The 23,326-nt window shown below is 35.4% G+C and carries 28 protein-coding genes and 1 other annotated feature; of the genes, 21 read left to right on the forward strand and 7 right to left on the reverse strand.

Features of this window, described 5'->3' with window-relative positions; all coding sequences use genetic code 11:
- Positions 1–15: 15 nt before the first annotated feature.
- The 6 genes from AC4BC5_RS10925 (at position 16) to ileS (ending at position 6,251) form a co-directional block, all read left to right on the forward strand.
- Entirely contained in the window at positions 16–690 is a 675-nt protein-coding gene (locus AC4BC5_RS10925) for a YggS family pyridoxal phosphate-dependent enzyme (protein WP_490495419.1), read from the forward strand.
- Positions 691–705: 15 nt separating this feature from the next.
- Positions 706–1,359 carry a cell division protein SepF gene (locus AC4BC5_RS10930; RefSeq protein ID WP_490495420.1) on the forward strand — a complete coding sequence of 218 codons (654 nt, stop codon included), beginning with the start codon at positions 706–708 and terminating at the stop codon, positions 1,357–1,359.
- Between the two features lie 36 nt (positions 1,360–1,395).
- The gene (locus tag AC4BC5_RS10935) at positions 1,396–1,647 is read left to right on the forward strand and encodes a YggT family protein (RefSeq protein ID WP_490497542.1); all 252 of its coding nucleotides are present in this window, start codon (positions 1,396–1,398) and stop codon (positions 1,645–1,647) included.
- An 18-nt stretch (positions 1,648–1,665) separates the two neighbouring features.
- Positions 1,666–2,448, forward strand: coding sequence for a YlmH family RNA-binding protein (locus AC4BC5_RS10940; RefSeq protein WP_490495421.1), 783 nt, complete (start codon positions 1,666–1,668; stop codon positions 2,446–2,448).
- 20 nt (positions 2,449–2,468) lie between these two features.
- Entirely contained in the window at positions 2,469–3,173 is a 705-nt protein-coding gene (locus AC4BC5_RS10945; RefSeq protein ID WP_490495422.1) for a DivIVA domain-containing protein, read from the forward strand.
- Positions 3,170–3,387, forward strand: a binding site (T-box leader). Its footprint overlaps the gene before it by 4 nt.
- Before the next feature lie 68 nt (positions 3,388–3,455).
- Positions 3,456–6,251 carry an isoleucine--tRNA ligase gene (gene ileS / locus AC4BC5_RS10950; RefSeq protein ID WP_490495423.1) on the forward strand — a complete coding sequence of 932 codons (2,796 nt, stop codon included), beginning with the start codon at positions 3,456–3,458 and terminating at the stop codon, positions 6,249–6,251.
- Between the two features lie 114 nt (positions 6,252–6,365).
- On the opposite strand, the gene zwf is transcribed toward ileS, so the two are convergent.
- The 3 genes from zwf to AC4BC5_RS10965 form a co-directional block, all read right to left on the reverse strand.
- Positions 6,366–7,883 (reverse strand): glucose-6-phosphate dehydrogenase, encoded by a 1,518-nt coding sequence (gene zwf, locus AC4BC5_RS10955; protein ID WP_490495424.1) that lies wholly within the window; start codon positions 7,881–7,883, stop codon positions 6,366–6,368.
- 12 nt (positions 7,884–7,895) lie between these two features.
- Complete coding sequence (gene efaR, locus AC4BC5_RS10960) at positions 7,896–8,543, reverse strand: transcriptional regulator EfaR (protein WP_490495425.1); 648 nt, start codon at positions 8,541–8,543, stop codon at positions 7,896–7,898.
- A gap of 145 nt (positions 8,544–8,688) precedes the next feature.
- A complete protein-coding gene (locus AC4BC5_RS10965; RefSeq protein ID WP_490495426.1) occupies positions 8,689–9,924 on the reverse strand; it encodes an aminopeptidase in 1,236 nt (411 codons plus the stop codon).
- Positions 9,925–10,152: 228 nt separating this feature from the next.
- Between AC4BC5_RS10965 and AC4BC5_RS10970 the strand changes: the two genes are divergently transcribed.
- Entirely contained in the window at positions 10,153–10,740 is a 588-nt protein-coding gene (locus AC4BC5_RS10970; RefSeq protein ID WP_490495427.1) for a TetR/AcrR family transcriptional regulator, read from the forward strand.
- An 88-nt stretch (positions 10,741–10,828) separates the two neighbouring features.
- Here AC4BC5_RS10970 and AC4BC5_RS10975 read toward each other — a convergent pair whose 3' ends face one another.
- On the reverse strand, positions 10,829–11,269 hold the full coding sequence (locus tag AC4BC5_RS10975) for a flavodoxin (RefSeq protein ID WP_490495428.1): 441 nt from the start codon (positions 11,267–11,269) through the stop codon (positions 10,829–10,831).
- 157 nt (positions 11,270–11,426) lie between these two features.
- Between AC4BC5_RS10975 and map the strand changes: the two genes are divergently transcribed.
- From map to AC4BC5_RS11035, 12 genes are all read left to right on the forward strand, one after another.
- The gene (gene map / locus AC4BC5_RS10980; RefSeq protein ID WP_490495429.1) at positions 11,427–12,191 is read left to right on the forward strand and encodes a type I methionyl aminopeptidase; all 765 of its coding nucleotides are present in this window, start codon (positions 11,427–11,429) and stop codon (positions 12,189–12,191) included.
- Positions 12,192–12,204: 13 nt separating this feature from the next.
- A complete protein-coding gene (locus AC4BC5_RS10985; RefSeq protein WP_490495430.1) occupies positions 12,205–13,140 on the forward strand; it encodes a YihY/virulence factor BrkB family protein in 936 nt (311 codons plus the stop codon).
- Positions 13,140–14,258, forward strand: coding sequence for a glycosyltransferase family 4 protein (locus AC4BC5_RS10990; protein ID WP_490495431.1), 1,119 nt, complete (start codon positions 13,140–13,142; stop codon positions 14,256–14,258). Before AC4BC5_RS10985 ends, AC4BC5_RS10990 begins: the two co-directional genes overlap by 1 nt.
- A 92-nt stretch (positions 14,259–14,350) precedes the next feature.
- Positions 14,351–15,292, forward strand: a complete 942-nt coding sequence (locus AC4BC5_RS10995; protein ID WP_490495432.1) for an ABC transporter substrate-binding protein — start codon at positions 14,351–14,353, stop codon at positions 15,290–15,292.
- Positions 15,276–16,031, forward strand: coding sequence for an ABC transporter ATP-binding protein (locus AC4BC5_RS11000; protein ID WP_490495433.1), 756 nt, complete (start codon positions 15,276–15,278; stop codon positions 16,029–16,031). The genes AC4BC5_RS10995 and AC4BC5_RS11000 overlap by 17 nt, the downstream gene beginning before the upstream one ends.
- Complete coding sequence (locus tag AC4BC5_RS11005; protein ID WP_490495434.1) at positions 16,028–16,777, forward strand: ABC transporter permease; 750 nt, start codon at positions 16,028–16,030, stop codon at positions 16,775–16,777. Before AC4BC5_RS11000 ends, AC4BC5_RS11005 begins: the two co-directional genes overlap by 4 nt.
- Positions 16,778–16,886: 109 nt before the next feature.
- A complete protein-coding gene (locus AC4BC5_RS11010; RefSeq protein WP_490495435.1) occupies positions 16,887–17,333 on the forward strand; it encodes a CopY/TcrY family copper transport repressor in 447 nt (148 codons plus the stop codon).
- Positions 17,330–17,539, forward strand: coding sequence for a copper chaperone CopZ (gene copZ / locus AC4BC5_RS11015; RefSeq protein ID WP_490495436.1), 210 nt, complete (start codon positions 17,330–17,332; stop codon positions 17,537–17,539). Before AC4BC5_RS11010 ends, copZ begins: the two co-directional genes overlap by 4 nt.
- 171 nt (positions 17,540–17,710) lie before the next feature.
- Entirely contained in the window at positions 17,711–18,250 is a 540-nt protein-coding gene (locus AC4BC5_RS11020; RefSeq protein WP_490495437.1) for a type II toxin-antitoxin system Phd/YefM family antitoxin, read from the forward strand.
- 171 nt (positions 18,251–18,421) lie between these two features.
- Positions 18,422–18,751, forward strand: coding sequence for a DMT family transporter (locus tag AC4BC5_RS11025; protein ID WP_490495438.1), 330 nt, complete (start codon positions 18,422–18,424; stop codon positions 18,749–18,751).
- Positions 18,748–19,059 carry a DMT family transporter gene (locus AC4BC5_RS11030; RefSeq protein WP_490495439.1) on the forward strand — a complete coding sequence of 104 codons (312 nt, stop codon included), beginning with the start codon at positions 18,748–18,750 and terminating at the stop codon, positions 19,057–19,059. The genes AC4BC5_RS11025 and AC4BC5_RS11030 overlap by 4 nt, the downstream gene beginning before the upstream one ends.
- A 227-nt stretch (positions 19,060–19,286) precedes the next feature.
- Positions 19,287–20,456 (forward strand): pyridoxal phosphate-dependent aminotransferase, encoded by a 1,170-nt coding sequence (locus tag AC4BC5_RS11035; protein ID WP_490497543.1) that lies wholly within the window; start codon positions 19,287–19,289, stop codon positions 20,454–20,456.
- 40 nt (positions 20,457–20,496) lie between these two features.
- Here the strand turns inward: AC4BC5_RS11035 and AC4BC5_RS11040 are convergent, their stop codons facing one another.
- Positions 20,497–20,973 (reverse strand): CGNR zinc finger domain-containing protein, encoded by a 477-nt coding sequence (locus AC4BC5_RS11040; RefSeq protein ID WP_490495440.1) that lies wholly within the window; start codon positions 20,971–20,973, stop codon positions 20,497–20,499.
- Between AC4BC5_RS11040 and AC4BC5_RS11045 the strand changes: the two genes are divergently transcribed.
- Positions 20,940–21,125: a hypothetical protein gene (locus tag AC4BC5_RS11045; protein WP_490495441.1), complete on the forward strand. Its 186-nt coding sequence runs from the start codon at positions 20,940–20,942 to the stop codon at positions 21,123–21,125. The two genes, AC4BC5_RS11040 and AC4BC5_RS11045, sit on opposite strands and share 34 nt — an antisense overlap.
- 248 nt (positions 21,126–21,373) lie before the next feature.
- On the opposite strand, the gene AC4BC5_RS11050 is transcribed toward AC4BC5_RS11045, so the two are convergent.
- Complete coding sequence (locus AC4BC5_RS11050) at positions 21,374–21,856, reverse strand: GNAT family N-acetyltransferase (RefSeq protein WP_490495442.1); 483 nt, start codon at positions 21,854–21,856, stop codon at positions 21,374–21,376.
- A 151-nt stretch (positions 21,857–22,007) separates the two neighbouring features.
- Here AC4BC5_RS11050 and AC4BC5_RS11055 point away from each other — a divergent pair, with 151 nt between their 5' ends.
- Positions 22,008–22,907 carry a phosphate ABC transporter substrate-binding protein PstS family protein gene (locus AC4BC5_RS11055; RefSeq protein ID WP_490495443.1) on the forward strand — a complete coding sequence of 300 codons (900 nt, stop codon included), beginning with the start codon at positions 22,008–22,010 and terminating at the stop codon, positions 22,905–22,907.
- A gap of 51 nt (positions 22,908–22,958) precedes the next feature.
- Here the strand turns inward: AC4BC5_RS11055 and AC4BC5_RS11060 are convergent, their stop codons facing one another.
- Positions 22,959–23,324, reverse strand: a complete 366-nt coding sequence (locus AC4BC5_RS11060) for a YbaN family protein (protein WP_490495444.1) — start codon at positions 23,322–23,324, stop codon at positions 22,959–22,961.
- Positions 23,325–23,326 lie beyond the last annotated feature (2 nt).

The following is a 23,326-nucleotide window of genomic DNA, read 5'->3' on the forward strand; positions in this document are numbered from 1 at the left end:
GAGGAGGCAGAGCACATGATTTCTGACAACTTGCGGGAGGTAGAGCAAGAGCTGCGGGATTCTTGTGCTCTTGTTTCTCGTCAACGAAATGAAGTGACACTTGTTGCGGTGACGAAAACCGTCGATGTTGAAAAAACAATTGAATTAGTAAATTTGGGCGTTCATCATTTAGCGGAGAATCGTGTTGACAAATTCTTAGAAAAAAAAGAACAAATGACTGATTTTTCTAGTGTTTCATGGCATTTCATTGGTAATTTACAGCGTAGAAAGGTAAAATCAGTTATAAATGAAATTGACTTTTTTCATGCTTTAGACAGCTTAAAATTAGCAAATGAAATTCAAAAACGAGCAGAAAAAATCATTCGTTGTTTTATTGAAGTAAATGTTTCTGGTGAAGAAAGTAAGCATGGCATTTCACCTGAAGAAGTTGAACAGTTTATTGATTCAATTGCTACATGTGATCGGATTCAGGTCGTGGGACTTATGACCATGGCACCATTTGATTCGACTGTAGAAGAACAGCATCAATTTTTTAAAGTATTAAAAAACTTACAAGAAAAAATAGAAGCAAAGAAATTACCGTATGCTCCTTGTACTGAAACAAGTATGGGGATGTCAAATGATTTTTCTATTGCTATTCAAGAGGGTGCAACGTTTGTCCGAGTGGGTACTGCACTATTCAAAGAGTAAAGGGGGGATTATTACATGTCATTCTTAGCAAGAGTATCGACTTTTTTTGGACTAGAGGATGAAGAGTACATGGAAGAAGCACAAGTACCTCAACAAAAGCCAGTAGTTCAGCAGGTGGCTTCTAGTTCTGCTAGACAGAAAAATACATTCAACCCTAGAACGCAAACTACAAATACTAAGCCTAAACCAAAGTCAAAACAAAAATTAAAGCCTAAAACAGGCTACTCATCAGAAACGGCTTCTTCACGACAAGCACTCACAAAAACAGCAGAGGCGACGTACAAAGAACCCGTTTATACGCAAAATACGCAACCTGAACCAGAAAAAAAGGTTGTGTCTATGCGCCAATCATCGCCAAAACGACAAGTGAAAACAGAAGTTGCCTCGATTGACGGTTCAAGTAAAATTATGATTATCTCTCCACGTGTATATTCAGAAGCAATGATTATTGCAAAGCATGTGATGAGTGGAGAATCTGTACTTGTTAATTTTCAGTTAATTGAAGAGCATCAAGCACGTAGAATTGTTGATTTCTTAACGGGAACAGTGTACGCTGAAGATGGTGATATTAAACGAGTAGCAGATGAAATCTTTTTATGTACACCAAAAGGTACGGAGATTGATGGGACGGCTCAATCACTAGTTGAAAGTAACTTATTTGAAATGTAACTAGAGGAGGAAAAGCTTATATTTATTTATAGTTTAATCAGTCTTTTGGGGAAAGCAGTATATATCTATACTGTATTACTTGTAATCTATGCACTTTTGTCCTGGTTTCCTGGAGGCTATCAATCATCTTTTGGTCGATTTTTATCAAAAATTTGTGAACCATATTTAAGCTTATTTGATCATTTGAATCTGTCTTTTGGACCAGTAAATTTTAATATTGCATTTGCTATCATTATCCTACAACTAGCATCAGAAGCACTATTTCGAATTATTCTAGCTATTTTATAACGAAAGGGGTGAGAATCGATGAACGCAAATGTCTATCAACATTTTCGAGCCGATGAACACCCTTTTATTGATACTGTAGAACAATGGATTGAGCAAGTAACGATGCAGTATGCACCTGTGTTAACTGAGTTTTTAGATCCAAGGCAAGCCTATATTTTAGAATCACTTGTTCGTCAAACATCAGATTTGAAGTTCCAATTTTTTGGAGGATATGAAGCTGCTGAAAGAACACGCTGTTTAATATTTCCAGACTATTATGAACCTACACAAGAAGAATTTGATATTGTTTTATATGAAATTAGCTACCCAAAAAAATTTACAACATTAAGTCATGGGAAAATTTTAGGTACGCTTATAGGTACAGGTGTTAAGCGTGAATTTTTTGGAGATATTATTTCTGATGGGGATGCTTGGCAAGTTTTTGTTGCTAAAGAGGTCCACTCTTTTGTAGAATTACAAGTTACTAAGATGGGTAACGTTAGTGTAAGGCTAGAAAACCGAGATTATACGCAAATTTTAATACCGAAAGACGGTTGGTCAGAAGAACGAACCACTGTTAGTTCTTTACGACTAGATACGGTTATTTCCAGTGTATTTAATATTTCTCGTCAACGATCAAAGCAATTAATTGAGTCAGGAAAAATAAAAGTCAATTGGACGGAAACCGTGCGACCTGATTTTATACTTGATTTGTTGGATATTGTTTCAATTCGTGGATTTGGTCGATTACAAATTCAAGGATTAGAGGGAGCCACAAAGAAAGAAAAAATTCGTTTATTGCTCGGTGTATTACGTAAATAACTATAAAGAGGTGTATAAATATGGCATTAACTCCATTAGATATTCAAAATAAAAGTTTCGCAGTAAAAATGCGTGGATATGAAAAAAATGAAGTCGACGATTTTTTAGAGATTGTAGTTAAAGATTATGAAGATGTCACACAAAGAAATCGTGAACTAGAAAAATCATTACGTCATGCAGAAGAAAAACTAGAGTACTTTAATGAATTAAAAGATGCTTTAAATCAATCAATCATTGTGGCACAAGATACGGCTGATAAAGTTAAAACAAGTGCAAGTAAAGAATCTGAAGTAATCGTTACATCTGCACAAAATAAAGCAGACGAATTAGTAACGACAGCAGAAAAACGTGCAGCAGCATTAACTGCGGCAGCTGAATTGAAAGCAAAAGATATTTTGACTGATGCGACTGCTCGTGCACGTCAATTAGCAACAGAAACAAATGATTTGAAATCTAAAACTAGAGTCTTCCACAATAACTTATTGGTTATGTTGCAAGCTCAATTAGAACAAGTTAAAAGTCCAGAATGGGACGAAATTTTGGCACCATTTTCAAGTTATGTTCAAGAAGAGCATGAAGTTATTCGTGAAGTCTTATCTAAAGAACTTGACATTGAAAATACTTCTGAAGTAAACTCAGAAGAAGCAGAAAATCATTCAGATGAGGACATTTCGATTGTGGAAGCAAGTGGAAAAGTTGTCAAAGTTTCTGAAGAAAATAAATAAGCGATAGTAAGTAGAACAGAAAAGCCAATTACATTTTTTAAGCGAAACGGAGATAGTGGAAGCCCGTCAAAACCCTGTAATTTGCTAGATCATCTACATATCTTGATTTTGAATTTATAGTAAAAATCAACGGTTAATCTCGTTAACGATTACTAGAGAAAAACAAATTTTGTTTTTAAACTTTGGGTGGTACCACGATACGTTCGTCCCTATGCGATTAGGGATGAACGTTTTTTTGTTGGCATTTATCCAAATTTAATATAAGAAAAGGAGCAACCAATAATGAAAATGAAAGAAACGCTTCATCTTGGAAAAACAGGTTTTCCAATGCGTGGAAATTTGCCAAACCGTGAAGGAGAATGGCAAAAAGACTGGGAAGAAAAAGATATTTATGGGCAACGTCAAAAGTTAAATGAAGGAAAACCAACCTTTGTCTTACATGATGGCCCTCCTTATGCTAATGGAAATATTCATATCGGACATTCATTAAATAAAATTAGTAAAGATATTATTGTTCGCTCAAAATCTATGTCTGGTTTCCGAGCACCTTATGTACCTGGATGGGATACGCATGGTTTACCTATTGAGCAAGTGTTAGCTAAAAAAGGTGTTAAACGTAAAGAAATGGACATGGCAGAATATCGTCAAAAATGTTATGACTATGCGTTAACGCAAGTTGATACACAAAGAAGTGATTTCAAACGTTTAGGTGTAGCAGGTGATTGGGATAATCCATATATCACATTAACCCCTGATTACGAAGCAGCAGAAATTCGTGTGTTTGGTAAAATGGCTGAAAATGGCTATATCTATAAGGGATTAAAACCAATCTATTGGTCACCATCAAGTGAATCTTCATTAGCAGAAGCTGAAATTGAATACCAAGATGTAAAATCGCCTTCAATCTATGTTGCCTTCAAAGTTGCTGATGGTAAAGAGCTATTAGATGAAGATACATCATTTATTATTTGGACAACTACACCATGGACTTTACCAGCAAACTTAGGGATTTCTGTTAATCCAGAGTATATGTATGTTCAAATTAAAGCAGATGGTCGTAAATTTGTTGTAGCAAAAGATTTATTAAAAACGGTTCAAGAAGCAATTGGCTGGGAAACAGTAGAAGTCTTACAAGAAATTTCAGGTGAAAAATTAGAAAATATGACGGGTCAACACCCATTCTACGATCGTACATCATTAGTGATGCTTGGTGATCACGTAACATTAGATGCAGGTTCTGGCTTGGTTCATACAGCTCCTGGACACGGGGAAGATGACTATATTGTAAGTAAAAAATATGGTTTGCCAGTTATTTCACCTGTTGATAACCGCGGTTGTTTTACAGATGAAGCACCAGGTTTTGAAGGGGTTTTTTATGATAAAGCAAATCCAATGATTACCGATTTATTAAAAGAAAAAAATGCCTTATTAAAACTAGATTTCTTCACGCATAGTTATCCTCATGACTGGCGTACGAAAAAACCAGTAATTTATCGTGCAACACCACAATGGTTTGCATCGATTGATAAATTCCGTCAAAATATCTTGGATGAAATTGAAAAAGTAGACTGGATCATTCCTTGGGGGAAAACACGTCTATACAATATGATTCGTGATCGCGGCGATTGGGTAATTTCTCGTCAACGTGCTTGGGGAGTACCGTTACCAATTTTTTATGCTGAAAACGGTGAAGAAATTATCACACCAGAAACAATTGAACATGTAGCAAACCTATTTGAAGAACATGGCTCAAATATTTGGTTCGAACGTGAAGCGAAAGATTTATTACCAGAAGGATTTACACATCCTGGTTCGCCAAATGGTGAATTTACAAAAGAAACAGATATTATGGACGTATGGTTTGACTCAGGTTCTTCCCATGAAGCTGTTTTACGTCAAAGAGAAGACTTAACTTTCCCTGCGGATATGTATCTTGAAGGTTCTGACCAATATCGTGGATGGTTCAATTCAAGTATTACAACTAGTGTAGCGATTAATGGAGTTGCCCCTTACAAATCTGTGTTATCTCAAGGTTTTACTTTAGATGGTGAAGGTCGTAAAATGAGTAAGTCTCTAGGAAACACGATCGCTCCTGAAAAGGTTATTAATCAGATGGGTGCCGATATCTTACGTTTATGGGTAAGTAGTGTAGATTATGAAGCAGATGTTCGAGTATCTATGGATATCTTAAATCAAGTGTCAGAAGTATATCGTAAAATCCGTAATACTATGCGTTTCTTATTAGCCAATACATCTGATTTTGATCCAAAAGACAGTGTGGCTTTTGAAGATTTACGTTCTGTTGATAAATATATGACGGTTCGTTTAAACCAAGTCATTAAAGAAATTCGTCAAAAAGGTTATGAGAAGTATAACTTCTTACACATTTATCGTACAGTAATGAACTTTCTAACAGTTGAATTGTCTTCATTCTATTTAGATTTTGCAAAAGATGTGGTCTATATCGAAGCGGAAGATGATTATCAACGTCGTTGCATGCAAACAGTATTCTATCAAACTGCTGTTGCATTAACAAAATTATTAACACCAATTATTCCACATACAGCGGAAGAAATTTGGTCACACTTAAAAGAAGAAGAAGACTATGTCCAATTAGCAGAATTCCCAGAATATCAAGAATTTCCAAATCAAGAAGAATTATTAGATACTTGGACTGCTTTCATGGACTTCCGTGATGATGTCTTAAAAGCTTTAGAAGTAGCTCGTAATGAAAAACTAATCGGTAAATCATTAGAAGCGAAAGTAACAATCTATCCATCAGAAACAGTCCAAACACTTCTAACAGCAGTGGATACGAATCTAGCACAACTGTTAATCGTTTCTCCTGATTTCTTTGAAGTGAAAGCAGCAGGTTCAGAAGTTCCTGAGCAAGCGCAACACTTTGAAAATGTTGCGATTTTAGTGGAAAAAGCAGAGGGTGAAGTTTGCGAACGTTGTCGTCAAGTAAAAAATAGCATTGGTTCTCATGAAGAGTTACCAACATTATGTTCACATTGTGCAGAAGTTGTGGCAAAAGAATTTCCAGAAGCTGTAACAGAAGGATTTGAAACAAAATAATTATAAATGTAACGGTGTAACATAGATAAAAATATCCAGTTACTGATGTTTAAGTTAATCGGATAGAAAGTTAAAAAAAGACATGATGATTATTTACCATCATGTCTTTTTTGCTTAGTCTAATAAGTTACGTTCACGATACCATTCATCAGGTGTCCAAATCCATTCGAAACCATCTTTTTCTAATAAATCATAAGCTTCTTTAGGACCCATGGTACGTGCTGAGTATTGAGGTAGGACAGAATGATCTTGGTCCCACGTTTGACGAATCACGTCTACTACACGCCATGATTGTGCGACTTCATCCCAATGAGTAAAGTTTGTTCCATCACCATTCAGTGCATCAAGCATTAATTTTTCGTAAGCTTCAGGAGTATTTGACATTACTTCTGAACTGTTTCGATGTTCTAAATGAATTGGCAACATATTGAAACCAGGTCCAACTTCTTTACCATTTAAAGATAAAGAGAAACCTTCTGTTGGTTGGATGTAGATAGTTAATACATTAGGTGCTAGTTCTTGTTCACTTTTTGTTCCAATTGCTGACTTGAAGACATTGACTGGTACTTGTTTGAAGACGATATTGATACGTGTGCCTTTTTCTGTTAGGCGTTTTCCTGTACGTACATAGAATGGAACTCCCGACCAACGGAAGTTATCAATCACGAATTTACCAGCAACAAAAGTCTCTGTTTCAGAATTTGGATCAACATTTAATTCATTTTTATAACCAACAAATTCCTCGTCTTTGAACCTACCGGCACTGTATTGAGCACGAACAAAGTTTTTTGTAACTTCTTCAGGTGTATACACTCGAACTGCTTCTAATGCTTTAATTTTTTCTGAACGAATATCTTTCTCAGAAAAGGCTACAGGTGGTTCCATCGCTAAAAGTGCTAACACTTGTAAAATATGATTTTGTACCATGTCTTTTAAAGCACCACTTTTTTCATAATAGCCACCACGTTCTTCGACACCTAAATCTTCGGCAATGTTAATTTGGATATTATCAATAAAACGATTATTCCACATTGACTCGAAAAAGTTATTTGCAAAACGAATAGCTGAAATGTTTTGTACCATTTCTTTTCCTAAGTAATGATCAATACGATAAATATCTTCTTCATTAAATACGGTTGCAATTTCTTCATTTAATTGTCGTGCTGTTTCATAGTCTGTTCCAAATGGTTTTTCGATAATGACACGATGATAGCCAGCTACATCCAGCATGCCTTGTGATTTTAAATGGGCAACAATCGTACCAAAAAAGTTAGGTGACATCGCTAAGTAAAATAAACGATTACCATTTAATTGATATTTTTCGTCTAATTCATCGGATAATTTTTTTAAAGTATCATAATGTTCAGTATCTTGTACATCATGTGACTGATAATAAAAATGAGAAGAGAATGCTTCGGATTCCTCTGGTGTTGGATTTAAACCAGCAATTGTTTCTTTTACGATATCACGGTAAACTTCATTACTCCAAGGGCGACGCGCGGTACCAATAACTGCAAATGATTCAACCAAATCACCTTTGCGGTACAAGCGGAATAAAGAAGGGTATAGCTTTCTTTGGGCTAAGTCACCTGTCGCACCAAAAATTGTAAACAAAACCTTTTTTTCGTTCATTTAGATCACTCCTTATAGTTTATCAACGAATATTGTGCTAGCTGCCTTGTAGCTGACGGCTAAAGTCTTTTCTTCATTTTGAATCGTAATTGGCCCTTCATAAGCAGCAACATCAATGATCTCATATTCTTCGTGTAACTTCAAATCAATAGAAACAAGATAATCCAGTAACTCACGTTCATCAAGAACACGGGCTATTTTTACACGAGTGCCTTTTGAGTAGGTGCTAAGTGTTTCTCTTTTTTTCTCATGGATTGTTTGTGTTTCTTTCGGGATCATGCCACCATGGGGACAATATTCTGGATGGTTCAAGTAAGTTTCAAGGCGATGAGCAAGTGTGTCTGAAGTGACATGTTCAAGAACCTCGGCATCATCATGAACTTCATTCCAAGAATAATTGAGGTGTTCCACGAGAAATACTTCCCATAATCGGTGTCTGCGAATTAGCGAGCTCGCTTTTTCTAAACCAGCAGTGGTTAATTGTACACCTTGATAAGGAGTATGTTTGACTAACCCTTCTTTAACAAGTTTAGAAATCATCTCACTGACAGAAGCAGCAGAAATGGCTAAGCCAGATACAATTTTTTTATTGCTGATTTGTTGTTGGTCGCCACCAAGTTCTAAAATCAGTTTTAGATAATCTTCACGATTAGGTGTCATTATGAATCATCCCTTCTATATGAAGTAAATTCTATCAAAATTTCTCCCTTTTTACTATGCAAAATGATTGAGAACATAAAGAAAATATTCAAAAAAAAATAAAAGCAAAAATGAAGCAATCATTTTTGCTTTTATTTTTTGGTTTTTATGCCCAATCCCCATTTCTGAAAATTGGCATTGTACTTCCATCTTTACGAATACCATCAATGTTCATTTCTGCTGAACCAACCATAAAATCAACGTGTGTCTGACTACGATTTAACCCAGCTTCAATCAATTGCTCTTCGGTCATTTCTGTACCACCCTGTAAATTGAATGCATATGCTGAACCAAATGCTAAATGATTTGAGGCATTTTCATCAAATAATGTGTTGAAGAAAATAATCCCTGATTGAGAAATAGGGGAGGGATCTGGAACTAAAGCAACTTCACCTAAGCGTCGTGCGCCTTCATCAGTATCTAGTAATTTAGCTAAGACCTCTTCGCCATGTTCGGCAGAAAAATCAACAACTTTCCCATCTTTGAATGTAAATTTCATTCCTGAAATAATTGTACCAGCATAACTTAATGGTTTTGTACTTGATACAACTCCGTCTACACGATGACTATCAGGAGCAGTAAAGACTTCTTCTGTAGGCATATTTGCCATGAATTTTTCGTTACGTGCATTGAAACTACCAGCACCTTCCCACAGGTGATTTTTTGGTAAACCAATCTTTAAATCAGTTCCTGGAGCTGTATAATGTAATGAATCAAATTGTTCTGCATTTAATTCATTGGCTTTTTCTTGTAGTGTTTCGTCATGTTTTTTCCATGCAGCAACAGGATCTTCTGTATAAATACGTGTTGTTTTGAAAATTTGATCCCATAAAGCATCTTGTGCTTCTTCAGCTGATAAATCAGGGAAAACTTTTTTTGCCCATTCGCTACCAGCTGCTGCAACGACTGTCCAACTTACTTTATTTGATTGAGTAGCTATGCGCAATTTGTGCATTGCTTTGCCAGCAGCTAATTGATAAGTAGCAACGCGTTCAGAATCAACGCCTGCTAATGATCCAGGATCAGAAGAAACGACACTAATTCGACTGGCGCCTTTTTCAATCCAATCTTCTGTTTGATCAATTTTATGTTGTGGAATGGTAGAGAGACGATCTTCTGCCGCATGAGTTAAAAATTCTTTTTGAATCGTATCGTCTGACCATTGAACAATAACTTCTGCTGCACCTAATTCGTAAGCATTTTTAGTAATTAAACGAGCTAAAGGGGCTTGTTCAACACTAATTTGTAAAACCACTGTATGCGATTCTTGTACATTGACACCCACTTCAGCAATTAATCGGGCATATTTTTCAAGATTTTCATTAAAATTTACTAGAACCATTGTTTTTCCTCCTAAAAGTTATCTGTTTTAATAATAACACTAACTAAAAATCAACACAATTTAGAAAGTGATGAGACTAAAAAAAATAGAAGTTATTAAAAAAGAATAAAATTTGTTTTTTTATTGTAAAGAAAATAGACTGAATTTTGAATTATTTAGAAAACATGTTAAAATGAACAAAACATAATTGTGAAAGCGGTATATATTAATGTAAGGAGACCGGAGACTATGGCAAGAAAAAAAACTATCACAAGAGATCAAATACTGAATGCTGCTTATGAAGTTGTTGCAAAAGAAGGTTTTTCCCGTTTTACTGCTCGAAATATTGCAGCTAAAATGAAATGTTCAACTCAACCTATTTATTTAGAATTTAAAAATATGGATGAATTGAAAAAAGTATTAGTCAAAGAAATCATTACAAAACTTTCGACGAAATTATTGAATAAAGAGGTAACCGGGAATAAATTAGTTGATTTGGGAATTAACTACATTGAATTTGCGAGTGAAGAGAAACAATTATATAAAGCTCTTTATTTAGAAGGTGAAACAGAAATTGCTGAATTAGAGGAATATTCGTACGATTATTTTTATAATACCGTTATTAAGGGAACTGAATATGAAGAACTGACCAAGGAAAAATTATTTTCACTTTATACAGGTTTTTGGATTGTTGTTTCTGGTGTAGCAGCGTTGACTTCTTCAAATATTATTACACCATCCAAAGAAGAAATTATTGAATTGTTGGAAGACTCATTTGATATGATGCGAACTCAAAACCGCCCATTAGATCTTTCATTCAAAACGTTACGTCCATAAAAAAAGAACGTCGTAAGTGAAGCGACCTTCAAAAGTTAGATTTTTTTGGTCTAACTTTTGGGGTCATTACAGCACACGACGTTCTTTTTTAAATTTTTTCAACTAAAGATTTAGCAAATGCTTCAAGATTTTGAATATCTTCTTCTTCAGCAGCTAAATCAACTTTAACATTCTCAGCACCTTTGACAGCACCTGTTTTTATGAAAGCTTCTTCAAAGTCGTCTACTGCTTTACAGAAGAAATCATAAAAGGTATCACCAGATCCACAAACACCAAAGATTTTTCCTGATAAATCTATTTCTAATAAATCATCATAAAAATCCATGATTTCATCAGGTAAGTGTCCATCATCATATGTGTATGTAGCAACAACACAGATATCAGCAGCTTCAAAATCAGACGCATCAACTTGTGTACATTCATCTATTTCAACTTCAATGCCCATATCTTCCATTGTTTCAGCAACGATATCAGCAATTTCTTCGGTGTTTCCAGTCATGCTTGCATAAATAATTTTTGCTAAGGTCATAATATCCTCCATTATATTTTAAAACTTATCTGTTAGGTTGATTATAGCAAAATAAATGCCTTATGGAAACTATCGGTTAAACTGGATAGAAGGAATTTGGAAAAAAGTTCCTTCCTATGGTAAAATAGATAAGATTTCAACAAAGGGGATAAGAAGAATGATTACATTAAAATCACAAAGAGAAATAGATCGTATGGCAGAATCAGGTGCTTTATTAGCAGATGTTCATAAACAATTGCGCACATTTATTAAACCAGGAATTACAAGCTGGGACATTGAAGTTTTTGTTCGTGACTATATTGAAAGTCATGGTGGTATTGCCGCTCAAATTGGCTTTGAAGGTTACAAATATGCTACATGTTGTAGTATCAATAATGAAATTTGTCATGGTTTTCCAAGAAAAAAAGTCTTGAAACAAGGCGATTTGATTAAAGTAGATATGTGTATTGACCTAAAGGGTGCTATTTCGGACTCTTGTTGGTCTTATGCAGTCGGGGAACCAACACCAGAAGTAAAAAAACTAATGGAAGTAACTAAAAAAGCTTTATACTTAGGGATTGAACAAGCACAAGTTGGTAATCGAATTGGGGATATCGGACATGCGATTCAAACGTATGCAGAAGGTGAAGGTTATGGTGTAGTCCGTGATTTTATCGGACATGGAATTGGTCCTACTATTCATGAAAGTCCAGCAGTTCCTCATTATGGTGAAGCTGGAAAAGGCTTACGCTTAAAAGAAGGTATGGTTATCACAATCGAACCAATGATTAATACAGGAACATGGAAAATGAAAATGGATCCAAACGGTTGGACAGCCTATACTTTAGATGGTGGTTTAAGTTGTCAGTATGAACATAGTTTGGCAATTACTAAAGAAGGTCCACGTATTTTGACTTCTCAAGGTGAAGAAAATACCTACTAAAAAGGAGCAGGCGATGAATGGACTAAAAAAATTCCGAACGAATAAAGAGGTGACACGCTTTATTCAAACCGTACAAACAAGAGTGACTGATTCAGAATTAAGTACCAGCTCGATTGTTGTTGCGTATTATTTATTGCTTTCATTGTTTCCATTGCTGATTGCTGTGGGGAACTTGTTGCCATTTTTACAAATTAATCCCAATACAGTATTGCCTTATATTCAAGAGGTGATTCCAGAGCCAGTCTATGATTTTTTAGGTCCTGCAATTAAAGATCTTTTAACACAAGCTTCAGGTAGCCTGTTGTCTATTTCGGCAATTGCTACATTATGGTCAGCAAGTCAAAGTATCAATGCTTTGCAAAAAGCAATGAATAAAGCATATGGTGTGGAAGAAAGAGGCAATTTTATTATTGTTCGTATTGTATCGATTTTTGTCATCATATTGTTATTAATTGCTATTGTTGGAGTGACAATAGTCGTTGGTTCAGGTAAACTAATTTTGGATCAGTTACAACCAATTTTTCTATTTTCAGACGATATCATTCATATTTTCCAAACGGTTAAATGGCCGTTAACAATTGTAACGATGATGGCACTGATGAGTGTTATTTATTGGATTACGCCAAATGTGAAAGTTCAGCTACGATCAGTTCTTCCAGGTGCTGTTTTTGCTACAATTGGTTGGATGTTGTTGTCACAAGTTTTCGGTTTGTATGCAAAATTTTTTGCTGCGAGAGTTAGCGGCTATCAAATTATCGGAAGTTTTGTTGTCCTCATGCTCTGGTTGAACTTTGCTGCTACAGTCATTGTGCTAGGCGGAATCCTCAATGCAGTGGTTGAAGAATTTGTTGGCGGTGAAGTTGTCGAGCGTACTGGACCGGTCGACAAAGTAAAAAAAGGCTTCAAAAAACATTGGTCCAAAAAGAATGATGAAAGTGAGAAAAGCTAATGGGATTTACATTTCAATTTATTGTAAGACTATTTTTGACAATGCTTCTTTCAGTCATTTTGACACCATTAATCAAGCTTCTTGCCTTTAAAATCGGTGCAGTGGATAAACCAGGTGAACGGCGTATTAATAAAAAAACGATGCCTACTGCGGGAGGACTGAGTATTTTCCTTTCTTTTTCCATTGCCGTCTTATGGGAGTTTAGTGATACGTTAGATGTTCATCGAATTTGGCCGATGCTTTTAGGAGCTACGATTGTTGTCATAACTGGATTAATGGATGATGTGTTTGAATTAACGCCTATGCAAAAAACGCTAGGTCTAACGTTAGCAGCGTCAGAAATTTATTTTATTGCTGGAATTCGAATCAGTACAGTCTCCATTCCATTTGTTGGTTACTTTAACTTAGGTTGGCTAAGTTTCCCAGTTACCTTATTATGGATCTTAGCAATTACCAATGCGGTGAATTTAATTGATGGATTAGATGGTTTGGCTTCGGGTGTTTCGATTATTGCTTTGGTGACTATGGGATTAGTTAGTTATTTCTTTTTACCTAGTAATGGGGTTATCTTAGCTATTTTAATCTTTACCTTGGTTGCGGCCATTGTTGGGTTTTTTCCATATAATTTTTATCCGGCAACCATTTTTCTAGGGGATACAGGTGCCTTATTTTTAGGGTTTATGATTTCAGTTTTTTCACTTCAAGGGCTAAAAAATGCCACATTTATCTCAGTTTTAACACCAATGTTTATTTTAGGGGTACCAATTACGGATACCATTTATGCGATGATTCGTCGTCGGTTTAATAAGCAGCCTATTTCTTCCGCAGATAAAATGCATTTACATCATCGATTGTTGTCATTAGGATTTACGCATCGTGGAGCTGTGTTGACAATTTACGCAATGGCAATGGTTTTTTCATTTATTGCTTTATTGATGAACTACGCAAGTAATTGGGCGATTATTTTATTAATCATTAGTACAACATTTGGTTTAGAATTGTTTATTGAATTAATTGGTTTAGTTGGTGAAAATCGTCAACCGTTAATGAAAACCTTAAAATTTTTAGGGAATCGTAGTTACCGACAAGAAGTAATGAGAAAGTCTAAAAAGAAGTAAAACATTTATCTGTAGAGGTAAATGTTTTTTCTTTTTTTCCAGTAAATAGTGGTAAAATAAGTAGTTGAGAATAACAGAAAGGAATTGTTAGCATGAAAAGAATACTTGTAAGTTTTAGCTTAATGACTTTATTTTTAGTGGGGTGTGGAAAATCTGGAGAAAACAAAACAGATGCCTCTGAGGAAACCGTATCAACTGTTAAAGTTGGTGTCATGCCGTCAACCGATAATATGCCATTTATTGTGGCACATGAACAAGGTTTTGATAAAAAGCATGGAGTTACGATAGAATTAGAAACCTTTAAGTCCGGTAAAGATCGTGATGCAGCTTTTCAAGCAGGCACAGTTGATGGAATTAATGCTGATTTAGTAGGTGTTGCAGCTTATTTGCAAGGGGGCATGGATGTCAAAATTACTAGTTCAACCTTTGGACAATTTGACTTGATTGCTGCACCTGAAACTAAAACAGTTGATGATTTAAAAGGACAAGAAGTGATTGTTTTGAAAAATCAAGGTCCGGAATATGCTGTCGATCAAATTTTAGCTCAATCGAAAATGACGGGGGCAGATGTCAAAATCGTGGATGTTCCTCAAGTACCTAGTCGTGTAGAATTATTGCAAAATAATCAAGCTGCAGCAGCAATTTTACCAGAACCTTTTGTGACGATGACAACGACTAAAGGTATGACTAATTTAGGATCAACACGTAGCGTGGGGATTAATCCATTTGTTTTGTGTTTTACAACTGAGGCAATTGATGAAAAATCAGAAGCTTTGCAAGGAATGTATGAGGCGTATAATGAAGCAGTCGATTGGATGAAAGAACATGACAAATCAGAATACATTCAACTATTTATTGATGAGATTGGCTTCCCAGAAGAATTAAAAGAAAATATCCAAGTTCCTGAATATCCACACGCAAGTCAAGCAACCGAAGAAGATATTGCTAAAGCTTTTGATTGGGCAAAAGAAAAAGGAATTTTGAAAGAGTCGATTGAACCAAAGGATGTATTGAGTGATGTCTATTTTAAATAAAAATTTCCAAATAAAAAATGTTTCTTTTGAGATTGAAGATAAAACAATTTTGCAAGATGTTTCTTTAACATTGGAAGATCAGAAAATTTATGCGTTAATTGGAGCTTCTGGAGCCGGGAAAACAACATTGTTACAACTATTAGCAGGTTTAAAGCAACCAACTGAAGGGACTTTAACGTATGCAGAAAAAAATCCGAAAGATATCGTCATTTCTCTTGTTCCACAAGAGTATGGGTTACTTCCTTGGCAAACTGCTAAACAAGCGGTTTTGGCAGGCAGAAAAATTAGTCAAAGTCGAGCACTTACACAGGAAGATAAACAGTTTGTTCAGCAATTGTTTGAGCAAATGCACTTAACAGCTGTTGCTGATAAGTATCCCAATCAATTAAGTGGTGGACAAAAGCAACGAGTAGCAATTACGCGTGGATTAGCCAGTCATAGTGAGTTATTGCTAATGGATGAACCTTTTTCTGCCTTAGATGCTTTTACAAGGGAAAAAGCGCAACAATTATTTTTAGACAGTTGGTATCAAGCACCGCGCTTAACAGTTTTTGTAACGCATGACATTGAAGAAGCTTTATTATTGGCACATGAAGTGATTGTTTTAGCATCTAATCCTGGCCGAATCAAGAAAATTATGACATCACCTTTCCAAGAAAAGCAACAACTGGCAGACGAACGACAATCTGAACGTCTCTTTCAAACGACAAAATTGTTGCGAAAGGAGATTGCAGGATGAAAAAAAGTATTCGTCAATTAATTGGAGCAATTGCAGCTGTTGGGTTGATTTTAGGTCTTTGGTGGTTGGGAAGTCTGATATTACAAAAACCATTACTACCATCGCCAGGAATAGTTCTGGCACGAATACCAGTATTATTTGTCGAAGGAATGTTTCAACATTTACAGGCAAGCTTTTATCGAGTAATTGTCGGTATATTTTTCTCTATTTTAGGAGGTTTTGGTTTAGGATTAATCATGGGGAGCTTTCCAAAATGGAATCAATTTTTCGATCCGCTAATTTACTTAACCTATCCAATTCCTAAAATGGCATTATTACCAATTGTCATGTTACTTGGTGGTTTGGGAGACGGTTCGAAAATTACGATGATTATTTTAATTGTCCTGCCACAAGTAACTATTTCGGTTCGTGATGCAGTTAGAGAAATTCCAAAGCATTATTATGATGTTTACTATGGATTAAAAGCAACGCGGTGGCAACGGTTTTCTGCGATTACTTTTCCAGCCACGCTGCCAGCTATGTTTAGTTCCACGCGTATTTCATTAGGGACTGCGATTTCTATTTTATTTTTCACTGAAAATTATGGCACGGAATTTGGGATGGGCTATTTCATTATGGATGCCTGGACTCGTATGGATTATCCAGCAATGTATGGCGGTATTTTAATTTTAAGTAGTTTTGGCTTCTGTTTATTTCTGCTGATGGATTTTCTTTCATGGTATTTCTTCAAATGGCAACGACCATAAATGGGTTTCAGAAGTTACTCTTCTGAAATCTTTTTCTTTTAAAAAGTGAGAGTTTATTTTTGACAAAAAAAGATTACAGTTGTAAATTATATAAGAAGGAGGGATGTTGATGTCCACAATCAATGAACCCGTAAAAATTAGTGATTCTGAATGGGAAGTGATGCGTGTCATTTGGAACAATGAACAAATCGATGCGACGACCATTAACGAACTTCTAAGTGAGTCAAAAGGGTGGAAAATCGCAACAATTAAAACTTTATTAGGGCGATTAGTAAAAAAAGACGTTTTACAGACAGAACGAGAAGGTAAAAAATTTCTTTATTCTGCAAAAGTTAGTGAAACAGAAACCGTTCGTAGTGCAACAGAAAATCTTTTTTCACATATTTGTGCACGTAAAATTGGTCAAACAATTGCCGATTTAATTACCGAAGTTGAACTAACTTCAGCAGATATTCAAGCCATTCAAGAGGTTTTAACAACAAAACAACCTGTAAAAAAAATTACTTGTAATTGTATTCCTGGACAGTGTGAATGCAAGAAGGAGGAGCATCAATGAAACAAAAATTTGTGATTAAAGGGATGAGCTGTGACCATTGTGCAAATCGCGTTGAAACAGCAATCAATGAATTACCTGGGGTTCAAAAAATAAAAATTCATTTGAAAAAAGGCCAGGGCGTTGTAAAATTTGACGAAACACAAACGAGTGCCACTGCAATTGCAGAAAAAGTCAGTGCAATTGGTTATGAAACGACGATTGATTAATAGAAAAGACAGGGATTTTATGTCTCTGTCTTTTTTTGCTAGACATACGAACGTATGTTTGTTAAAATAAGAAGGAATAGTTTGTGGAATTCGCCATGTTTTTTCGATTCTAATGAAATCTACAGGAAAAGTTATGATATAATGTGAAAGTTAAGACAAGGAGGGGAAAAAATGGAACTGAAAAAGCTTGAAGTTCCCACAACTTCAATAACCGAAGTGAAGAAGTCTCCCATGGACGTATTTAGCCAAGCACGTGAAGCAGGTACTGCCGTGTATGTATTTAATCGTGAAAAAATCGCAGGCGTGATGCTTACGCAAGAGCAGTACGAAACATTACTGCAAGAACTACATGAATTGCGAGCACGTCCAACGCAACAATCGATACGTGAACCGGAGTCAGAACAAGTATCGGTCAATGGTATGGAAGATTTTTCTAATACTTTACGTAAAGCGTTGATTACAGGATCAACAATGTCTGCTAAGAATGTAGATGAACGAATGGTCGCTTTAGGTTTTATTACGAAAAAGACAGGTTTTGGTGGTGTAGTAGATATGATTCATGAATTAAATGAGACGGGTAAACTTGTCTACCAATTAAGAAAAAAAACAGAAAATAAAACAGTCACTGCCGAGATTATTGCCGAGCATGATAATAATTCGCATTTATTTGATAAATTAATTATTAGAAAAATCTATTTAAAAACAATTTAGCATAGATACCGAAGTAGCTAGTGCTTCGGTTTTTTTGCTAGTTGACTTTCAAATAGAGTATGAGTATAATTCAGGGAAATAAAAAAGACACATCGCCGGATGATCGCAAGAAACTAACTTTTAGGCCTCGTAAGTTAGTTTGTTGCCTTTTTTGTGTTTAAGGAGGAAAATATGGCATTTATAAAATTATTAATTGCTGGATTGCTTGAAATTCTTTGGGCATTCACTTTAGAAAAGAGTGCTGGATTCACTCAGCTTGGTTGGGGAGTTACGACAGTTATCTTATTACTTATTAGTTTGTATCTCTTGGAATCTGTCGTACAAACATTTGGCATAGGCGTTACGTATGCTGTTTTTACAGGGATTGGGACAGCGGGTACGGCAGTTTTAGATTTAGTTGTTTTTCAGGAACCGACGAATTTATTTAAGCTGGTTAGTTTAATTGTACTATTAATCGGGATTGCTGGTTTGAAATTAACAGATCAGGAGGTAAGTAAATGAGTTGGTTATTATTAGGAACAGCTGGTTTAATGGAGCTTATTTTTGTTATTTGTTTAGAAAAAGCAAATCATGGGAATAAAAGCTGGTTGCTATTTTCTATATTCGCAATTTTAATTTCTATTTATTTATTAGGCCAAGCCATAGAATATGTTTCATTAGGAGTGGCTTATGCAGTATGGACAGGGATTGGTTCTGTTTTGACGGTTGGGTACGGCATTTTATTTTTAGGAGAAAGTCGTAGTAAATTAAAATTGTTTTTTGTCGCATTAATTATTGTCGGTATTATCGGATTAAAAGTATTTAGTTAGCGGTTGAAAATTGTGAACCAATCTAAATAAGCGAGAAATAAGAGCGAGTCAATTTAGAAGAGCAATCAAAAATGAGCTCGCTCATTCAAACCGTCTACTATCAGATTGTTTGATAGTACCGCTTTTTTGACTGTACAATTGTTAGAAAATTTCGAAAAAAATAATTAAAAAAATGACAAAAGTATGAGGATTTATGGTAGGATATCAACAATGAGGAGTGAGAAATGATGACGGATTTAACAAAAAGATTCAATAAACAAGTTGATAAAATTGCAGTATCTTTAATTCGCCAATTCGATGAGCGCGTTTCAGATATTCCCAACATTTTAAAATTAACGCTAGGGGAACCAGATTTTAATACCCCAGAACACGTCAAACAAGCTGGTTCAAAAGCGATTGAGGACAATTTTAGCCATTATACTGGGATGGCAGGCTTGCCAGATATTCGTCAAGCAGCGAGCCGATTTTTAGAAGAAAAATACAATGTATCTTATGATTGGCAATCAGAAGTGTTAGTTACTGTGGGGGCAACAGAAGCTATTTCAGCGAGCTTGCTAGGTATTTTAGAAGCGGGAGATAAAATTTTATTGCCTGCGCCAATTTATCCAGGATATGAACCAATTATTACACTAGCAGGTGCAGAACCTGTCTATATTGATACAAGCGACAATGGATTTGTTTTAGCACCTGACGTATTAGAAGCTGCATTAAATGAACATGGTGAAGCAGTTAAAGCAGTTATTTTAAATTACCCAAGTAATCCAACAGGAGTTACCTATTCTCGTGAAGAAGTCCAAGCATTAGCAGAAGTTTTAAAGAAATATCCTGTTTTTGTTATCAGTGATGAAATTTATAGCGAGCTAACGTATGATGAAGAGCATGTATCAATTGCGGAATATTTACGTGAACAAACAATTTTAATTAATGGTTTGTCAAAATCACATGCGATGACTGGCTGGCGAATTGGTTTTATCTATGCACCAAAAGAGTTAACCAAAGAAATTATTAAAGTACATCAATATTTAGTAACTGCCGCGGCAACGGTCTCACAAAAAGCAGCGGTTCGTGCATTAGTTGAAGGTATCAATGATGCACAAGTGATGAAAAAAGAATACCAAAAACGCCGTGATTTTGTGTATGAGAAAATGACTAGCTTTGGTTTTGATGTGGCCAAACCATCAGGGGCTTTTTATATTTTTGCTAAAATTCCAGCACATTGTCTTCAAGATTCAATGGAGTTTTGTGTGGAATTAGCACAAAAAGAAGCGTTGGCAGTGATTCCAGGGATTGCTTTTGGCGATGCAGGAGAAGGTTATATCCGTATCAGTTATGCTGCAAGTTTAGAAAGTTTAACAGAAGCAATGGCTCGCATGGAGCGTTATGTAACAGCGAAATAAGAAGAAAACAAGGTGATGACATCAGCTTTTATGGATGTTATCATCTTTTTTTATAGGTTGATTTTTTTGAGAAGCATTCAACTTTATGTCGATTGCCACATATTTTCATTGAGCACCACTTTCTTTTCCACGTTTTATTGATAAAAACCAAAATACAATCGGGATTGGTGCAATGCCACAATTTTTCAATGTCATTTGTCTCGATTCTTTCTTTTAACATCTCTTTTGACATGACGCTATTCATAAACGCAGCTAATTTTTCGGATAGCTCTGTTCGGTAATCGGTTCTTTCATTTAGCGGGTTTAAGGAATCCATCCAAGACTGTACATAAGAAAATTGGATAGTGACAGCATCATTTAACTGTGCCTCGTTAGTCATCCATGTTTTGAATTCTTCTGATGTACAAAGTAAGTCAATTTTTTTATTTTTTCGAACAATAGTTGTATTTAAAAAATTTAAAGCAAAATTGTCTATGTGGAAAGGTGCATTATGAAGTATTAAAATTGAAAGGACCATTGATTCATTGCCATTATAATTATTGTAGAAAAACACATACTGCTACGCTTTCATCTAATTTAACTGCTGATTTTACGCTTAAAGACGAAGAGAACTATATCACGTTCTATGGATCTTTTCCCAGAAAGAAATGTTTTTTTGTCCAATTGTAGTAGTTCTCTATAGCATGAAAAAAAGAAGCCAATCAATTGATGACAATTAAAATGGGGTCTATTGAAGAGTTTACAGAATTTGAACAACAAGAATTCACTAGTTTTCATATTCAATGTGAATCAGGAAAACCATGGTTAACGTATGAAAATTGAGAAAAAAATCAACAATTGCCGAAGTAACCAATAATATAGCACCCTATTTCTATAAAAAGAGATAGGGTGCTATATTATTGGTTAGATCAGAATAGTTATACTGGTTTCTTTGGAAAAATGTCTTTAGTAAAGAAAGCAATGGTCATGTTTTCTTGAATTTCTTGTGTGTCTTTTTGTTGATGATAGCCTGCTTTTTGATAAAAGTGTACTAATTTTTTTTCTTGTAAAATCGTACTTAGTTGCCAAGTCATCACAGTTGGAAAGGTTATCTCGATTAATTGTAAAACATGACTACCATATCCTTGATTTTCTTTATCAGGTAAAATCGCAATGGGCGCAATTCGTGCACGAGTCTGGGAATCATAGGTAACCACACGAATAAAACCAATTGTTTCAGTAGTTGCAATCAAGAAAAAATAATTGTTTGGTAGCCGGTATTTTTCTTGTAATCTGGCTAGTGTTTGTGTATAAGGCGATGTTTGGTGGTCTTGATATTTTTCATACAGCTTTTGAAAGGCGGCTTTTTGAATCATGATGATGTCAGATAAGTTATTTTCTGTGATAGGAATCAAATGCATCGTATCTCCCCCCTAGGTAGGTAATAACAAAAGCATAACACGTTTACACAATTTTTACATAGGTTGATGAATTCTTTACATAAAGTCCATCAGGGATTTACATTCGCTTGTTAGACTATGGGTGTGAGAAAGAGAGAGGAGAATTTCATCAATGAAAAAAATCACAGGATTACTAGTATTAGCAGGAGTATTATTAGCAGGTTGCGGCGGAGGGAATGGTTCTACTGATAGTTCAGGATCATCTTCATCAGCTGCTAGTGGCTCAAATGAAAAAGTAGAAATCGTAGCTGTTGGTTCAACGGCATTACAACCATTAGTCGATGCGGCTAAAGATAGCTTCAGTACTGAGAATCCCAATTACACCATTTCGGTTCAAGGAGGCGGTAGCGGAACAGGCTTAAGTCAAGTTGCAGCAGGAGCGGTTACTATTGGGAATTCAGATGTCTTTGCTGAAGAAAAAGACGGTGTTCCAGCCGATGAATTAGTTGACCATAAAGTTGCTGTAGTAGGGATGGCGCCAGTTGTTAATAAAGAAGTGGGCGTAACGGACATTACGAAACAACAATTGATTGATATCTTTACAGGTAAAATTAAAAACTGGAAAGAAGTGGGCGGTGTAGATCAAGAGATTGCTGTAGTCAACCGTGCTTCAGGAAGTGGTACACGAGCAACATTTGAAAAGTGGGGCTTAGATGGAGCAGAAACGATTCAATCTCAAGAACAAGATTCTTCCGGAACAGTTCGTAAAATTGTTGCAGAAACACCCGGAACAATCAGTTATTTAGCATTATCTTATATTGACGATTCTATGCAGGAACTATCGATTGATAGTGTGAAGCCAACTCCTGAAACAATTCAAACAAATGAATGGCAAATTTGGTCTTACGAGCATATGTATACAAAAGGTGAACCAGATGCAAACGTTCAAAAATTCTTAGATTACATGTTAACAGATGAAATTCAAAGTGGCGTAGTAAAAGAGCTAGGTTATCTACCTATTACAGACATGAAAGTTGAACGTACAGTTGATGGTGAAGTAAAAGATTTATAAAATAAAAACAAGCAACTATCATTCCCCCTATGAGGTAGTTGCTTGTTTTTTTTATGCACTTGTTTTAATTTTAAAAATAAAATACAACATTAAGCAACACCAAATTCCAAACAGCATTAGTTGTAATAATGGACGTTGGTGAACCATTAAAAAGCTAAAACCCATTGTAAGGGTAACGGTTATCATTGCACGACGTTTAGTTTGTTTACTCATTCCTTGACCATTAACAAAAGCAGCAAGATGTTTTTCATAAAGATTCGTCTGAAGAAACCATTGGTGTATTCGTTTTGATCCTTTGGCAAATGAATATGTGGCTAATAACAGAAAAGGAACAGTTGGTAATACGGGAAGAACAGTGCCAGCTGCTCCAAGGCCAAGGCTGGCACATCCCAATGTCAGATAAAATACTTTTTTCATTT

Source organism: Enterococcus sp. AMC2644, from assembly GCF_058216475.1.

What these genes read in the sequence shown, in the direction of transcription:
- AC4BC5_RS11000 (WP_490495433.1), top strand. Translation starts at nt 15,276, where the DNA reads ATGTCTATTTTAAATAAAAATTTCCAAATAAAAAATGTTTCTTTTGAG.
- AC4BC5_RS10940 (WP_490495421.1), top strand. Translation starts at nt 1,666, where the DNA reads ATGAACGCAAATGTCTATCAACATTTTCGAGCCGATGAACACCCTTTT.
- map (WP_490495429.1), top strand. Translation starts at nt 11,427, where the DNA reads ATGATTACATTAAAATCACAAAGAGAAATAGATCGTATGGCAGAATCA.
- AC4BC5_RS11060 (WP_490495444.1), bottom strand. Translation starts at nt 23,324, where the DNA reads ATGAAAAAAGTATTTTATCTGACATTGGGATGTGCCAGCCTTGGCCTT.
- AC4BC5_RS10930 (WP_490495420.1), top strand. Translation starts at nt 706, where the DNA reads ATGTCATTCTTAGCAAGAGTATCGACTTTTTTTGGACTAGAGGATGAA.
- zwf (WP_490495424.1), bottom strand. Translation starts at nt 7,883, where the DNA reads ATGAACGAAAAAAAGGTTTTGTTTACAATTTTTGGTGCGACAGGTGAC.
- AC4BC5_RS10965 (WP_490495426.1), bottom strand. Translation starts at nt 9,924, where the DNA reads ATGGTTCTAGTAAATTTTAATGAAAATCTTGAAAAATATGCCCGATTA.
- AC4BC5_RS11020 (WP_490495437.1), top strand. Translation starts at nt 17,711, where the DNA reads ATGGAACTGAAAAAGCTTGAAGTTCCCACAACTTCAATAACCGAAGTG.
- AC4BC5_RS10985 (WP_490495430.1), top strand. Translation starts at nt 12,205, where the DNA reads ATGAATGGACTAAAAAAATTCCGAACGAATAAAGAGGTGACACGCTTT.
- AC4BC5_RS11010 (WP_490495435.1), top strand. Translation starts at nt 16,887, where the DNA reads ATGTCCACAATCAATGAACCCGTAAAAATTAGTGATTCTGAATGGGAA.
- AC4BC5_RS11055 (WP_490495443.1), top strand. Translation starts at nt 22,008, where the DNA reads ATGAAAAAAATCACAGGATTACTAGTATTAGCAGGAGTATTATTAGCA.
- AC4BC5_RS11005 (WP_490495434.1), top strand. Translation starts at nt 16,028, where the DNA reads ATGAAAAAAAGTATTCGTCAATTAATTGGAGCAATTGCAGCTGTTGGG.
- AC4BC5_RS11040 (WP_490495440.1), bottom strand. Translation starts at nt 20,973, where the DNA reads ATGGTCCTTTCAATTTTAATACTTCATAATGCACCTTTCCACATAGAC.
- AC4BC5_RS10995 (WP_490495432.1), top strand. Translation starts at nt 14,351, where the DNA reads ATGAAAAGAATACTTGTAAGTTTTAGCTTAATGACTTTATTTTTAGTG.
- AC4BC5_RS10990 (WP_490495431.1), top strand. Translation starts at nt 13,140, where the DNA reads ATGGGATTTACATTTCAATTTATTGTAAGACTATTTTTGACAATGCTT.
- ileS (WP_490495423.1), top strand. Translation starts at nt 3,456, where the DNA reads ATGAAAATGAAAGAAACGCTTCATCTTGGAAAAACAGGTTTTCCAATG.
- AC4BC5_RS10970 (WP_490495427.1), top strand. Translation starts at nt 10,153, where the DNA reads ATGGCAAGAAAAAAAACTATCACAAGAGATCAAATACTGAATGCTGCT.
- efaR (WP_490495425.1), bottom strand. Translation starts at nt 8,543, where the DNA reads ATGACACCTAATCGTGAAGATTATCTAAAACTGATTTTAGAACTTGGT.
- AC4BC5_RS11050 (WP_490495442.1), bottom strand. Translation starts at nt 21,856, where the DNA reads ATGCATTTGATTCCTATCACAGAAAATAACTTATCTGACATCATCATG.
- AC4BC5_RS10945 (WP_490495422.1), top strand. Translation starts at nt 2,469, where the DNA reads ATGGCATTAACTCCATTAGATATTCAAAATAAAAGTTTCGCAGTAAAA.
- AC4BC5_RS10975 (WP_490495428.1), bottom strand. Translation starts at nt 11,269, where the DNA reads ATGACCTTAGCAAAAATTATTTATGCAAGCATGACTGGAAACACCGAA.
- copZ (WP_490495436.1), top strand. Translation starts at nt 17,330, where the DNA reads ATGAAACAAAAATTTGTGATTAAAGGGATGAGCTGTGACCATTGTGCA.
- AC4BC5_RS11025 (WP_490495438.1), top strand. Translation starts at nt 18,422, where the DNA reads ATGGCATTTATAAAATTATTAATTGCTGGATTGCTTGAAATTCTTTGG.
- AC4BC5_RS11035 (WP_490497543.1), top strand. Translation starts at nt 19,287, where the DNA reads ATGACGGATTTAACAAAAAGATTCAATAAACAAGTTGATAAAATTGCA.
- AC4BC5_RS11030 (WP_490495439.1), top strand. Translation starts at nt 18,748, where the DNA reads ATGAGTTGGTTATTATTAGGAACAGCTGGTTTAATGGAGCTTATTTTT.
- AC4BC5_RS10925 (WP_490495419.1), top strand. Translation starts at nt 16, where the DNA reads ATGATTTCTGACAACTTGCGGGAGGTAGAGCAAGAGCTGCGGGATTCT.